Source organism: Actinoallomurus acanthiterrae (assembly GCF_054775715.1).
The window spans coordinates 1316593-1329312 of the sequence record NZ_BAAHCO010000001.1; the positions used below are offsets into that span (position 1 = coordinate 1316593).

Here is a 12720-nt window from a genome sequence, read left to right on the forward strand (position 1 = left end):
AAACGCGATGATCCGCCGAACCGCCGTCCTCGCCGTCACCGGGTCCACCCTGGCCCTGTCCCTCGCCGCCTGCGGCGGAGGGGGAGGCGGCAAACAGGCGCAGGGAAGCGAACCGAAGTCCGCCAACGCGGCGATCGCGGCCGAGCAGGCCGTGAACAAGGTGTCGCAGAAGGCCAGCGAGATCAAGACGTTCCAGGCCGCGGTCACCTCCCACACCACGATGTCCGGGCAGAAGACGGAGATGACCGGCCGGATCTCCTACCGGCTCAAGCCCAGCCTGGCGATGAAGATGAGCATCCCCAGCATGTCGGTGAACGGCCGGGACACCGGCGGCTTCCAGGAGGTCCTCCTGGGCGACAACCTGTACATGAAGATGGCGGCGCTCTCGAACCGGAGCGGCGGCAAGCCGTGGCTCAAGATGTCGCTCAGCAAGCTGGGCGCCCGGAGCGGCCTCGACATCAAGTCGCTGATGAACCAGTCGCAGCAGGCCGACCCCTCGGCCAACGTACGGATGCTGACCGCCTCCAAGGACGTGCGCAAGGTCGGATCCGAGACCGTCGACGGCACGCCGACCACCCACTACCAGGGCACCTACTCCGTACAGCAGGCGCTGGCCAAGCTCGCCAGTGACCAGCGCGAGAAGATGCAGCAGCTCGTCGCCAAGACCGGGCTGGACAAGATGGAGTTCGACCTGTGGGTCGACGACCAGCAGCTCCCGCGCAAGATGGCGGTCAAGAGCCCGGCGGGCAGCCAGGTGCAGACGAACACCACGACGACGTACAGCGGCTTCAACAAGCCCGTCTCCATCGCGGCCCCGCCCGCGAGCCAGACCGGCTCCGCCGGCTGACGCTCGTGCGTCCGGCGGGCCCGCTCCGTCGATGACCCTGGATCCCTGGCGGTTGCCGCGAGAAGGCGGCGGCCGGCAGGGATCTGCTTGTTTCAGCCTCCCTTCGCCCGCAGGCGCGGCAGCATCGCGGAGCGCGCCGCACGCCCGCGCCGTCGACCTCGCGGGATGGGGAGGTCCACCGCGTCCGTACGCGATTTGGCGTGTGCCGGTGCATCGCGTACTCTGTTCAACGCCGAAGACCGCCGGTCGTCACCCACGGGGTGACTGAAGGTCCCGCAGAGCGGGCGGCCCGCGCAGGTGAGATCGAGAGCTGAGACGTGACCTGGTGCTGGTCATGTTCACGCCCCGTGCGCCTGCGCCGGGGCGTTCTGTATTTTCTGGGCCTTTGACCGGTGGCACATCTGGAAGGAGGCCCATGGCGAGGGCGGACAAGGCGGCGGCGGTCGCCGAGCTCAAGGACGAGTTCGAGAGCTCGAGCGGTGCCGTGCTGACCGAGTACCGCGGGCTCACCGTCGCGCAGATCAGCGAGCTGCGCCGATCGCTCGGTGAGAATGCACGTTTCGCCGTGGTGAAGAACACGCTGACCAAGATCGCCGCGCGCGAGGCCGGGGTCACCGAGGAGCTCGAGCAGCTGCTCCAGGGCCCGTCGGCGATCGCGTTCGTCAAGGGCGATGTGGTCGAGGCCGCCAAGGGCCTGCGTGACTTCGCCAAGGCCAACCCGAACCTGGTGATCAAGGGCGGCGTCGTCGACGGCAAGCCGATGACGTCCGAGGACATCACCAAGCTCGCCTCCCTCGAGTCGCGCGAGGTTCTCCTCGCGAAGCTCGCGGGCGCGATGAAGGCGTCGATGGGCAACGCCGCCGCTCTCTTCAACGCCCTGCCGGTCAAGGCCGCTCAGCTGGCCGAGGCCCTGCGGGTCAAGCGCGAAGAGGAAGGCGGGGCCGCCGCGGCTCCCGCCGAGGCGCCGGCCGAGACGTCGGACGAGGGTTGATCCCGCGGTCGTAACAGACCTGAAGTACCCCACCCGCTCGAGCGACGCGGGTTTTCAACAGGAGGAAGCAACACCATGGCGAAGCTCAGCACGGACGACCTGCTCGACGCTTTCAAGGAGATGACCCTTCTCGAGCTCTCCGAGTTCGTGAAGCAGTTCGAGGACACCTTCGACGTCAAGGCCGCCGCCCCCGTCGCGGTCGCCGCCCCCGGCGCCGGCGCCCCGGGTGCCGCTGCCGAGGCCCCCGAGGAGAAGGACGAGTTCGACGTCGTCCTCGAGGCCGCCGGCGACAAGAAGATCCAGGTCATCAAGGAGGTCCGCGCCCTCACGAGCCTGGGCCTCAAGGAGGCCAAGGACCTCGTCGACGGCGCGCCGAAGCCGCTGCTGGAGAAGGTCAACAAGGAGACGGCCGACAAGGCCAAGGAGGCCCTGGAGAAGGCCGGCGCGACGGTCACCGTCAAGTAAGGCGTCTTCTCCCGCGCTTTCTCAGCGCTCTTCGAGGGCGGTCACCCATCCGGGTGGCCGCCCTTCGGCGTTCTCGCGGCAGACGCTTACCTATCAAGCGCTTGGTTGATAGAATTCGGCCATGCAAGTGATCATTTCTCGACGTTCCGTACGCGCGCACGGGCACCGGGTCACCGGACGACCCCTTCACAACGGAACTGTTGGACCGCTAGTCTCATAAGTCGGACTCGAGTAACGATCTGCTTACAAGGCGGCCCGCGCGCCGATGACTACGGTTTTACCTCTTCCAATCGAGCGAGGGATGACTACGGTAGGTGGACGCGGCACGCACGATGGCCCCCGGCCACTGTTCAGTGGCTCTGTGTGATCCGGCGACGTAACCCATCGGTAACTCGCTCGTTGTACCGGACACCCCCGGGCTGGCTGGACGAAAGGTGACGAGTGGGCGTCGAAATCAGAGTCGAAGGGCTGACCAAGTCCTTCGGGCGTCAGGTCATCTGGGAGGACGTCACGCTGACGCTGCCCGCCGGCGAGATCTCCGTCCTCCTCGGACCCTCCGGCACCGGCAAGTCGGTGTTCCTCAAGACGATGGTCGGGCTGCTCAAGCCGGACCGCGGTCACTGCTGGATCGACGGCAAGGACATGCCGAACCTCCGCGAACACGACATGTACGAGGTGCGGAAGCTCTTCGGCGTCCTGTTCCAGGACGGCGCGCTGTTCGGCTCCATGAACCTCTTCGACAACATCGCCTTCCCCCTGCGCGAGCACACCCGGAAGTCCGAGTCCGAGGTCCGGCGCATCGTCATGGAGAAGATGGAGATGGTCGGCCTCGCCGGGGCCCAGCAGAAGTTCCCCGGTGAGATCTCCGGCGGCATGCGGAAGCGCGCCGGGCTGGCCCGCGCACTCGTGCTCGACCCGGAGATCATCCTCTGTGACGAGCCCGACTCCGGCCTGGACCCGGTCCGCACGGTGCTGCTCAACCAGCTGATCGTCGACCTCAACGCCGAGATCGGGGCGACGATCCTCATCGTCACCCACGACATCAACACCGCCCGTACCGTGCCGGACAACATCGGCATGCTGTTCCGCCGCGAGCTGGTGATGTTCGGGCCGCGCGAGATGCTGCTGTCCAGCGAGGAGCCGGTGGTCCGCCAGTTCCTCAACGCGCGCAAGGTCGGTCCCATCGGCATGTCGGAGGAGAAGGACCTCTCCGAGCTGGAGGCCGAGGCCCGCCTCGGGCGCGACCCGGGACCGCTGCCGCCGATCCCGCCGCAGCTGATGACCAGCGACGGCCGCCTCCGTCGCACGCAGCACGCGCCCGGCGAGTGGCTGCGCGCGCACGGCGTCACGCCGCCGCAGGGGTCGTTCATCGACGAGATGGGCCGTGACTGGCTCCACGAGTGGCCGCGGTACGTCGCGGAGATGTCGGCGGGTGCCGGGCAGCACCACGAAGGGGCCGTCTGATGGCCCGCGCCGGGAAGGTCGCCGACGGTGTGGCCAACGTCACACTGCGCGAGCCCGGCCGGTTCTTCGCGCTGTCGCTCGACACCTTCCGGGCGATGTTCAAGTGGCCGTTCCAGTGGCAGGAGTTCCTGCAGCAGGCGTGGTTCATCGTCAGCGTCACCGTCGCGCCGACGATCATGGTGGCCATCCCGTTCGGCGCGGTGCTGTCGCTGCAGGTCGGCAACCTGATCCGGCAGCTCGGCGCGCAGTCGCAGACCGGCTCGACCGCGGTGCTGGCGATCGTCCGCGAGGCCAGCCCGATCGTCACCGCGCTGCTCATCGCGGCGGCGGCTGGCTCGGCGATCTGCGCCGACCTCGGCGCGCGGAAGATCCGCGAGGAGATCGACGCGATGGAGGTGCTCGGCATCAACCCGCTGCACCGCCTCGTGGTGCCCCGGGTGGTGGCCTGCGCGTTCGTCGGGCTGTTCCTCAACGGGATCGTGTCGGTCACCGGCATCGCCGGCGGCTACGTCTTCAACGTCATGCTCCAAGGAGGCACGCCCGGCGCGTACATCTCCTCCTTCAGCGGCCTCGCCCAGCTGTCCGACCTCTACCAGGCCGAGATCAAGGCGGTCGTGTTCGGCGTCACCGCCGCGCTCGTCGCCTCGTACAAGGGCCTGACCGCCTCCGGCGGCCCGAAGGGCGTGGGTGACGCGGTGAACCAGACCGTCGTCATCGCCGCGATGGCGCTGTTCGTGGAGAACTTCGTGATGAGCGCGCTGTACTTCCAGCTCGTCCCGCAGAAGGGCATGTGATGGCGGCCGGCACGTGGGGCGGGTTCCGGTCCGCCAAGCGCGTCATCGACGCGCCGATGGAGCGCCTGGAGGGCTTCGGCCACCAGATGGCGTTCTACGTCCGGGCGTTCGCCTGGGTCTGGCGGGTCATCTTCCGCTACAAGAAGGAGGTCGTACGCCTGCTGGCGGAGGTCAGCCTCGGCACCGGCGGCCTGGCCGTCATGGGCGGCAGCGTGGCGATCGTCGGCTTCATGACCTTCTTCACCGGCACCGAGGTCGGCCTGCAGGGCTACAACGCCCTCAACCAGATCGGCAGCGCGGCCTTCAGCGGTTTCGTCTCGGCGTACTTCAATACGCGCGAGCTGGCGCCCACCGTGTCGGCGCTCGCGCTGTCGGCCACGGTCGGCTGCGGCTTCACCGCGCAGCTCGGCGCCATGCGGATCAGCGACGAGATCGACGCGCTGGAGGTCATGGGCGTGCCGTCGCTGCCGTTCCTGGTGACGACGCGCCTGGTCGCCGGGATGCTCGCGGTCATCCCGCTGTACGTCATCGGCCTGCTCGCGTCGTTCGTCGCCACCCGGCTGATCGTGACCCTGTCGTTCGGTCAGTCCAGCGGCACGTACGACCACTACTTCTACCTGTTCCTCCCACCACACGACGTGCTGTGGTCGTTCGGGAAGGTCCTGGTCTTCGCGATCCTCGTCATGCTCATCCACTGCTACTACGGCTTCAACGCCAGCGGCGGGCCGCGCGTGGGCCTGGCGGTCGGCCGCGCCGTCCGTACGAGCCTCGTCGTGGTCAACATCGTGGATCTGCTCATGGGGATGGCGATCTGGGGCGCGACCACCACGGTGCGGATCGCCGGCTGAGACGAGAGGTGTGAGTGCGCGATGTCGATTACTGAGCCGGGGGAGGTCACGTGAGTTACACCCCGCCCTTCGGCTCGTGGTCCGAGCGGCTGCGCTACCGCCTGTACGGGCTGGCGTTCGTGCTCGTCGTCGTCCTGCTCGTCGTGCTGATGATCGCGCAGTACAACAAGGCGTTCACGCCCGTCTACCACGTCACCGTGGACAGCGACCGGGCCGGGCTGCAGCTCGTCCCGCACTCCGACGTGAAGGTGCGCGGCCTGATCGTCGGCGAGGTCCGCAAGATCCGGCAGACGCCGAAGGGCGCGGCGATCGACCTGGCGATCGACCCGTCCAAGGCGCCGCTGATCCCGGCGGACTCCTCGGCGCGGATGCTGCCCAAGACGGTGTTCGGCGAGAAGTTCGTCGACATCGTTCCGCCGGCGGGCGCCCTCGGCGGCCGTCACCTGGCGAACGGCGACGTCATCCCGCAGGACCGCTCCACCACCGCCGTCGAGGTCAACCAGGTCCTCGACGACGTCATGCCGATCCTCAACGAGGTCGAGCCGGCCAAGCTCAACGCCACCCTGAACGCCCTGGCCACCGCTCTGCAGGGCCGGGGCGACCAGATCGGGCAGATGCTCGTCGACGCCGACGACTACCTCAAGCGGCTCAACCCGCACCTGCCGACCGTCGTGCACGACCTGCGGCAGCTCGCGGTCGTCAGCGACAACCTCAACGGCGCCGCGCCCGACCTGATCTCGATCATGCAGAACCTCCAGACGACGAACCGGACGATCGTCGACAAGGAGCCCCAGCTCGTGGCCGCCCTCGACAAGGGGATCAACCTCACCGGCCAGGCCACCGAGTTCACCGCCGACAACGAGCCCCGCCTCGTCGGCGCGATGATCGCCAACCGGCAGTCGCTCGCGCTGCTCGCCAAGTACTCCCCGGGCGTGCCGTGCGTCCTGCAGGGCATGGCCAAGCTCACCCCCCGGCTGGTCGACGCGATGGGCGGCAAGCAGCCGGGCGTGCACGTCACGCTCGAGCTGGTCAAGCCGCGACCCGGGTACAAGCCCGGCCTCGACAAGCCGGCGTTCAACGACCATCGCAACCCCCGCTGCTACGGCCTGCCGGACCCGAAGGTGCCGTTCCCGCAGTACCAGCTGCTCGACGGCACCGAGGACGACCAGTGGTGGGCCGGCGGCGCGGGCCGGTCGCTGTCCAGCGTGCTGGTCAAGCCGGGCAGCTCCGCCGACGACGACAGCCTGCTCAAGGGCCTGCTCGGGCCCGCCATGGGCACCCGCGCCGACCAGGTCTCCGACCTCGCCTCGCTGCTCTACAAACCGGCCGCCAACGGAATGGTGGTGACCGTCAAGTGAAGACGACCTCGGCGGCCGTCAAGCTGCTGATCTTCATGGTCATCGCGACGCTGGCCACGGCGGTGCTCGCCGTCGCCATCTCCAACATGCAGTTCGTCGCGAGCCGGAAGTACAACCTGATCTTCACGGACGCGGCCGGCCTGAACTCCGGCGACGAGGTGCGGATCGCCGGCGTGCGCGTCGGCCAGGTCGACGGCATCAAGCTGTACCAGGGGCACCTGGCCAGGGTCACGATCGAGGTGATCAAGGACCAGACCCTGCCGCGCAGCACGCAGGCGCAGCTGCGGTACCGCAACCTGATGGGGCAGCGCTACGTCTCCCTCACCGAGGGCTCCGGGCAGGGCGGCGACCTGCCGGCGGGCGGCACGATCCCCAAGGAGCAGACCCAGCCGGCGCTGGACCTGACCGCGCTGTTCAACGGCTTCCGGCCGCTGCTGCGGGCGATCAAGCCGCAGGACGTCAACCAGCTGACCTACCAGCTCATCCAGGTGCTGCAGGGCGAGGGCGGCACGGTCAACGGGCTGCTCGCGCACGTCGCCAACCTGACCGAGACCCTCGGCAACCGCGACGAGGTCATCGGCCGGGTGATCGACAACCTCGACAAGGTGATCTCCACCATCGACTCGCGCGACCAGGAGGTCTCCGCCCTCATCACGAACCTCAAGAGCCTGGTGTCCGGGCTGGCCACCGACCGCCACGCGATCGGCGAGTCACTCGTCAGCGTCAACCAGCTGGTCTACACGACCAACGGCCTGCTCACCGACGTCCGGCCGTCGGTCAAGGCCGACATCGCCTCGCTCGGCCACCTGTCGAAGGTCCTCGCCGCCAACGGCAACCAGCTGGACAAGGCTTTCAAGACGATGCCGACCAACTTCATGCTGCTGGACCGGGCGGCGTCGTACGGCTCGTGGTTCAACTTCTACCTGTGCAGCCTGGACGCACGCATCGGGCTGCCCGGCAAGGTCTCCTTCAACACTCCGCAGATCCTGAACGAGAACGCCCGATGCAAGGGGTGATCAGGTGAACGAGGCAGCGACGAGGGGAGCGCGGCGGTGAGAGTCTCCTTCCGCGACCGCGACCCCATGGTGATGGGCGTTGTCGGCATGTCGTCGGTCGCCGTGCTCGTGTTCGCCGCGTTCAATCTCACGATCTTCCAGGGCGGCACCGTCTATCACGCGGCGTTCAGCGAGGCCAGCGGGCTCAAGCCGAACGAAGAGGTGCGCATCGCCGGCGTCAAGGTCGGCAAGGTCAAGAGCGTCGGGCTGGAGGGCGACCACGTGAAGGTCGCCTTCACCGCGAACAACGTCCGCTTCGGCACCCAGTCGCAGGTCCGGATCAAGATCTCGACGCTGCTGGGCGCGCACTACCTGGAGGTCGTGCCGAAGGGCGACCGGCACCAGTCCACGCACGCGGAGATCCCCGCGTCGCGCACCGCCCCGTCGTACGAGGTCGTGCCGGCCCTACAGGACCTCTCCGGTCAGCTGCAGAAGATCGACGTGCCGCAGCTCGCGAAGGCGCTCGACACGCTGGACCAGACCCTGAAGTACTCCCCGGACAACGTGCGCCGGACGCTCAGCGGGCTGCGGAAGGTCTCCCAGGCGATCTCCTCCCGCGACGACGAGCTGGGCAGCCTCCTCGGTCACACCCGCAGCCTGACCGGCCTGCTCGCCGACCGCAGCGGCGACCTCGCCCAGCTCGTGTCCGGCGGCGGGCTGCTGCTGCAGGAGCTCAACGACCGGCGCCAGGTGATCACCTCGCTGCTGTCCGGCACGGTCAGCCTCTCCAACCAGATCACCGGGGCGATCGAGGAGAACCGCGCGACGCTGAACCCCGCGATGGTCCAACTCCACCGCGTCGTGAACATCCTGCTGCGCAACCAGGGCAACATCGACAAGTCGCTGAAGACCCTCGGCCCCTTCGTCACCGTCTCGGCGGACGCCACCGCCCAGGGCCGGTGGTTCGACGGCTATCTGCAGAACCTCATCCCGCTCCCGGTCAGGATCGGCCCGGCTCAGCCTCCGATCAATGACCAGAGGAGCGGGACCGGGAAGCGCGCCCCCAGCGGCACGAGCACGGCCGGTACGGGCCGTGAGTGAGATGAGAGGTACGGACGAGGTGTCTCGATCGGAGCGGCCGACGCGCCGCGGGAGAGCGACGCGGATCCTCGCCGCGGCGCTCACGCTGACCGCGGCGGTCTCGGGCTGTTCGTTCCGCGGGGTGTCGTCGCTGCCGCTGCCCGGCGGGATCAACACCGGGTCCGACCCGTACGACGTGAAGATGGTCTTCTCGAACGTCCTCGACCTGGTACCGCGGTCGCAGTGCCGGGTCGACGACGTTCCGGTCGGCCAGGTCACCAAGATCCGCCTGGTGAACTGGCAGGCCGAGGTCACCTGCCGGCTTCGCAGCTCGGTCGACCTGCCCGGCAACGCCGTCGCCACGATCTCCCAGACCAGCCTCCTCGGCGAGAAGTTCGTGGCGCTGTCCGCGCCGCAGGGGCAGGCGCCGCAGGGCAAGCTCGCCCAGGGCGCGGTGATCCCGCTCGAGCGCACCACCCGCAACACCGAGGTCGAGGAGGTGCTGTCGGCGATGTCCATGCTCATCACCGGCGGCGGCCTCGAGCAGGTCTCCACGATCAACCACGAGCTCAACGCCGCGATGCAGGGCCGCACCACGCAGATGCGCGACCTGCTCGACCGCGTGAACACCTTCGTCGGCACGCTCGACCGGCAGAAGGCCCAGATCGTCACCACGATCGACAAGGTCGACCGGCTGGCCGCCACGCTCGCCCGGCACAACCAGACGATCGCCGACACGATCGACAGCACCGGCCCGGCCGTGAAGATCCTCGCCCAGCAGCGGCAGGACCTCACCAAGCTCCTCGTGAACATGGACAAGCTGGGCACCGTGGCCACCCGGGTGATCAACCGCTCGCACGACGACACGGTCGCCAACCTCAGGTCGCTGCAGACGGTGCTGCAGAACACCGACAAGGCGAGCAGCGTCATTCCGAAGGTCCTCGGCGGCCTGTTCACCTTCCCGTTCCCGCAGACGGTCTCTCAGGCGCTCAAGGGCGACTACGGCAACCTGTTCGCCACCCTGGACCTCAACGTGGGCAACATCGCGCACAACTTCCTCGCCGGCACGGCGCTCGACGGCGCGGCCAAGACGGCCGAGAAGCTGCAGGCGTCCCTGCCGGCGCCCCGCACCGCCGTCCCCGACAACCCGCTCGGCGTCCTCCCGCAGGGCGGCACGGGTGGGTCCGACCAGGGCGGGACCAGCGGCTCGCAGCAGGGCGGCGGCGGCATCCTGCCGCCACTGGGCATGCGCGGCGGCGCGCCAGGCGACGACCTGGGCGCCGTGCTGAGCGGAGGCACCGCATGATCATCAAGCGTGGCGTCAAGATCCAGCTGACGATCTTCGCGATCATCACGGTGCTGACCATGGCCTACACCCTCGTGAACATCATCGGGATCGGCCAGTCCGTCCTCGACCTGCGCTACCGCGTCTACGTCGACATGGCCGACTCCGGCGGCATCTTCACCAACGCCGAGGTCACCTACCGGGGGGTCACGGTCGGCCGGGTGGGGCCGCTCCACCTGACGAAGGACGGCGTCCGCGTCGAGTTGCGCATCAACCGCGACACCAAGGTGCCGGACAACGACGTGCAGGCGTACGTTCTCAACCGGTCCGGCGTCGGCGAGCAGTACGTCGACCTGCGTCCCGCCGGCAACGGCCCGTCGCTCAAGAGCGGCGACACCATCCCGCGCAGCCACACGCACCTGCCCGTCCAGACGTACGAGCTGCTGCACAACATCGACGCGCTCGTGCGGACCGTGAACCCCAAGGACCTCGGGACGGTCATCGACGAGCTCGACAAGGGCCTGTCGGGCGAGGGCCCGGACCTGCAGTCGCTGATCGACTCCAACAAGAAGATCCTGGCCGCGCTGAACGACACCTACCCCGAGACGATCGCGCTGCTCAACAACGGCCGTACGGTCCTGGACACGCAGGTCGACGAGGGGTCGGTCTTCCGGGAGTTCTCCGCCAACCTCGCCTCGCTGACGGCCGAGCTCAAGCGTGACGACCCCGACGTCCGCAAGTTCCTGAACGTCACGCCGGGCGCGCTCGACCAAGGCCAGGATCTGCTCGACCGCCTCGAGCCGACCCTGCCCACCCTGCTCGCCAACGGCTCAGTGGTCGGGTCGGTGCTGACCTCGCGCACCACGCAGCTGCGGACGCTGCTCACCACCTACCCGCTCATCGTCGGCGGCGCCTTCAGCGTCACCCCCGGCGACGGCACGGTGCACTTCGGCCTGGAGCTCAACTTCAACCAGCCGCCGGTCTGCACCAAGGGCTACGGGGGCACACGCGTGCGCTATCCGCAGGACACGCGGCCGGCGACCATCAACCCCAACGCCTCCTGCAAGGCACCCAAGGGCGCCACGACAGCCGTTCGCGGCTCCCGCAACGCGCCCCCGGCCGGTCCGTACCCGAAGCTGCCCGAGGGCGCCACGGACGGTGCCGGCTTCCCGTACGAGACCTCGGAGGGGTCGGGCGGCGGCCGTTCGGACGCGGCGAAGCAGACGTCGGCGACCGGCGGGTCGTCGTCGACGGGGGGCGCGCCGACGGGGGGCGCGTCGGCGGGGAGCCCCAGTGCCGGACAGGAGGGATCCTCCGGTCTGCAGACGCTGTTCGTCAGCGGCTACGATCCCCGGACCCGCGTTTACGTGGGGCCCGACGGTAAGCGCTATCGCCTGGGCAAGGTGAGTCAACTGACGGGAGACGCTTCATGGCAGACGCTTCTGCTGAGCCCGATCGTCGGCTGAGCGCCCGCCGCCTCGGGGTGGCGTTCGCGTTCCTGGGGGTGGCCCTCGTGGCCCTCGTTGTGTGGGCGTCGGTCTGGCTCGTGCCCAAGACGTACGCCGCCGACACCCGCAAGTCCGACATCGAGGCAGTGCAGACCGTCGCCCGCCGGGTGGTCACCAACTTCTACTCGATCAGCTACCAGAGCTTCGACGAGGACGCTCAGCGCGTGTACGCCGACATGTCCGACAAGTTCAAGGCGCAGGCCGTCCAGCAACTCGGCACCAACTGGAAGCAGACCGTCGTGACCAACAAGCTGGTCTCCAGCGCGGCGGTCTCCGCCTGCGGAGTGGTCAACATCGACGCCAAGTCGGCCGAGGTCATGGTCACCGTACGGCGGACCGCGCAGTCCGCCCAGGTCACGACGCCGTCCTCGACGTGGCAGAGCGCGCAGGTCCAGCTCACCAAGGTCGGCGGTCACTGGCGGGTCTCCGGGATGGGAGGGCTGCAATGACCGCGGTCACCAGGCGCAAGGACAAGAAGACCGAGGAGACCTCCGGCGAGGAGACGGCGGCGAAGAGCACGCCGCCGCGGTCGTCGGCCACCACACCACTGGTCATCCTGGCCTGTGCGGTCCTCGTCGCGGCCCTCGGCTGCCTGGCCCTGTGGCACCAGCGGAGCGAGGACGACGCGGCCGAGAGCGCCCGCGAGGACGGCCTGGCGGCCGCGCAGTCCGCGGCCAAGGACCTGCTGTCGTACAACTACCGGACGCTGGACTACGACCTCGGCAAGGCGCGCTCCGAGATGACGCCGGCGATGGCGAAGTCCTACGACGAGTACTGGAAGATCTTCCGGCCGTCGGTGGAGAAGAGCCAGACCCAGGCGCTGACCCAGATCCAGGTCGCGGCGGTGACGCAGGCGACGCCCACCCGCCTCGAGGCGCTCTTCTTCGTCAAGATGATCTCGGTGAACGCCGCGCACAAGGAGCCTCAGGTCGACACGTCCTGGCCGCGGCTGCAGATGAAGAAGATCGGCAAGAAGTGGTTGATCGACGGCCCGCGGATGACCACCCCGCCGCCGGCGTCGGGCCCGACCGCGACCCCGACGCCGAGGCCTTCCGCGTCGAAGAAGTGACATTGATCCACATCCG

General features: G+C 68.6%; 13 protein-coding genes. All 13 read left to right on the forward strand.

Annotation, left to right across the window (positions count from 1 at the left end):
* The first annotated feature begins 7 nt into the window (after positions 1-7).
* The 13 genes from ACYVF7_RS06505 (at position 8) to ACYVF7_RS06565 (ending at position 12704) form a co-directional block, all read left to right on the forward strand.
* Positions 8-847: a LolA-like protein gene (locus ACYVF7_RS06505; protein WP_460336361.1), complete on the forward strand. Its 840-nt coding sequence runs from the start codon at positions 8-10 to the stop codon at positions 845-847.
* Between the two features lie 415 nt (positions 848-1262).
* Positions 1263-1838 (forward strand): 50S ribosomal protein L10, encoded by a 576-nt coding sequence (gene rplJ, locus ACYVF7_RS06510; RefSeq protein WP_460336364.1) that lies wholly within the window; start codon positions 1263-1265, stop codon positions 1836-1838.
* A gap of 75 nt (positions 1839-1913) precedes the next feature.
* The gene (rplL, locus tag ACYVF7_RS06515) at positions 1914-2303 is read left to right on the forward strand and encodes a 50S ribosomal protein L7/L12 (RefSeq protein WP_460336367.1); all 390 of its coding nucleotides are present in this window, start codon (positions 1914-1916) and stop codon (positions 2301-2303) included.
* 441 nt (positions 2304-2744) lie between these two features.
* Positions 2745-3767, forward strand: coding sequence for an ABC transporter ATP-binding protein (locus ACYVF7_RS06520; RefSeq protein ID WP_460336370.1), 1023 nt, complete (start codon positions 2745-2747; stop codon positions 3765-3767).
* Complete coding sequence (locus ACYVF7_RS06525; protein ID WP_460336373.1) at positions 3767-4561, forward strand: MlaE family ABC transporter permease; 795 nt, start codon at positions 3767-3769, stop codon at positions 4559-4561. Before ACYVF7_RS06520 ends, ACYVF7_RS06525 begins: the two co-directional genes overlap by 1 nt.
* A complete protein-coding gene (locus ACYVF7_RS06530; protein WP_460336376.1) occupies positions 4561-5409 on the forward strand; it encodes an MlaE family ABC transporter permease in 849 nt (282 codons plus the stop codon). Before ACYVF7_RS06525 ends, ACYVF7_RS06530 begins: the two co-directional genes overlap by 1 nt.
* Before the next feature lie 50 nt (positions 5410-5459).
* Positions 5460-6767: an MCE family protein gene (locus ACYVF7_RS06535; protein ID WP_460336379.1), complete on the forward strand. Its 1308-nt coding sequence runs from the start codon at positions 5460-5462 to the stop codon at positions 6765-6767.
* Complete coding sequence (locus tag ACYVF7_RS06540; protein ID WP_460336382.1) at positions 6764-7783, forward strand: MCE family protein; 1020 nt, start codon at positions 6764-6766, stop codon at positions 7781-7783. Before ACYVF7_RS06535 ends, ACYVF7_RS06540 begins: the two co-directional genes overlap by 4 nt.
* Positions 7784-7819: 36 nt before the next feature.
* Complete coding sequence (locus ACYVF7_RS06545) at positions 7820-8863, forward strand: MCE family protein (RefSeq protein ID WP_460336385.1); 1044 nt, start codon at positions 7820-7822, stop codon at positions 8861-8863.
* A 19-nt stretch (positions 8864-8882) separates the two neighbouring features.
* Positions 8883-10148, forward strand: coding sequence for an MCE family protein (locus ACYVF7_RS06550; protein WP_460336388.1), 1266 nt, complete (start codon positions 8883-8885; stop codon positions 10146-10148).
* Positions 10145-11593, forward strand: coding sequence for an MCE family protein (locus ACYVF7_RS06555; RefSeq protein ID WP_460336391.1), 1449 nt, complete (start codon positions 10145-10147; stop codon positions 11591-11593). Before ACYVF7_RS06550 ends, ACYVF7_RS06555 begins: the two co-directional genes overlap by 4 nt.
* Positions 11557-12084, forward strand: a complete 528-nt coding sequence (locus ACYVF7_RS06560; protein WP_460336394.1) for a hypothetical protein — start codon at positions 11557-11559, stop codon at positions 12082-12084. The genes ACYVF7_RS06555 and ACYVF7_RS06560 overlap by 37 nt, the downstream gene beginning before the upstream one ends.
* Positions 12081-12704, forward strand: a complete 624-nt coding sequence (locus ACYVF7_RS06565; RefSeq protein ID WP_460336397.1) for a hypothetical protein — start codon at positions 12081-12083, stop codon at positions 12702-12704. The genes ACYVF7_RS06560 and ACYVF7_RS06565 overlap by 4 nt, the downstream gene beginning before the upstream one ends.
* Positions 12705-12720: the final 16 nt, after the last annotated feature.